This window comes from Vibrio sp. Vb1337 (assembly GCF_033338715.1).
GTDB classification, from domain to species: domain Bacteria; phylum Pseudomonadota; class Gammaproteobacteria; order Enterobacterales; family Vibrionaceae; genus Vibrio; species Vibrio alginolyticus.
Genome location: NZ_JAWOTD010000148.1, coordinates 1 through 1,241 on the forward strand (window position 1 = coordinate 1; position 1,241 = coordinate 1,241).

Genomic DNA, 1,241 nt, shown 5'->3' on the forward strand with positions numbered 1-1,241 from the left:
CGCGCAAGCTCATTCAACTTTTCAAAGCCCGCTTTCGGCATAAATACTTCACCACGAACCTCAAGACGAGCTGGCCAGTCATCACCCCTCAGCTTCAGAGGAATGGCATTAATGGTGCGCACGTTTTCAGTGATGTTTTCACCCGTAGTACCATCACCACGCGTTGCCGCTTGAACTAAAATACCGTTTTCATACAACAGACTCACGGCTAAGCCATCTAGCTTTGGTTCACAACAATACTGCTTAATGCTTTCTCCACCGATTCGGTCTTGAGCACGTTTATGGAAGCTGTCGAGTTCACTGTCGTCGAATGCGTTATCCAATGACAACATTGGGACTTCGTGTGTCACCTGACTAAATTCAGAAAGCGGCTTACCACCCACTCGCTGACTTGGCGAATCAACCGTCACTAAATCAGGATGTTGAGCTTCAATTTCTAGCAGTTCACGCATTAGGCGATCGTATTCTGCATCTGGAATCTCTGGATTATCTTCCACGTAGTAGCGAACGGCGTGGTAGTGCAACGACTCTTTGAGTTCTTCTAGCCGTTGATGTACTGATTCAGACATAGTAAAGCCCCGTATATTGTCAATCGATGAGGTTGGGAATCCATGAAAAAGGGCTCCAATCGGAGCCCTTTTATAATTGGGTAGTAAGATTATGCGTTAGCTGCATTAAACTCAACTATTTGGCGTCGATAAGCAGCTAAACGGTCAGGAGTCATTAAGTTTCTCTTGTCATCGAGAACATTTCCTCCCATATCATCCGCAATCTGCTGTGCAGTTCTCAACATCAAGTTGAAGTTTTGCTCAGCTTCGCCATAGCAAGGCAACGTCATAAAGAAGGAAATGCCTTTCGTCGAAAACTCTGCGGGATCACCATGCTCAAGTGTGCCCGGATGCATCATGTTAGCCACACTGAACAGCACTTTACCGTTACCAGATAAATCAACATGACGATGGAAGATATGCATCTCGCCATAGATAAGACCATTTTGCTGCATACTGTCAAAAAGTTCAGTGCCAATAAATGGCTCTTCGCCCGCACAATGAACATTCAACACGATCACTTGCATTTCCGGCTCTAGCTTTGGTTCTTCTGGTTGTTCAACAACGGCAGGAGCCACTTCTTCAACCATTTCCATCTCTTGTTTAGGCGTATCAAATGCAGAAGGCATAATCTCTTCTTCAATCACCTCGTGCATTGGCTCTTCGACTTCAGACGGTTGAATTGCTACATCT

Annotated in this window: 2 protein-coding genes; both read right to left on the minus strand. The window is 45.4% G+C overall.

The features are described 5' to 3' along the window. A partial coding sequence (locus tag R7E42_RS24595) for a DNA ligase LigA-related protein (protein WP_411978984.1) occupies positions 1–569 on the minus strand: 569 nt, incomplete at its 3' end. An 89-nt stretch (positions 570–658) separates the two neighbouring features. Then, positions 659–1,241, minus strand: a 583-nt coding sequence (gene zipA, locus R7E42_RS24600) for a cell division protein ZipA (RefSeq protein ID WP_318073177.1), incomplete at its 5' end; no start/stop codon positions are given.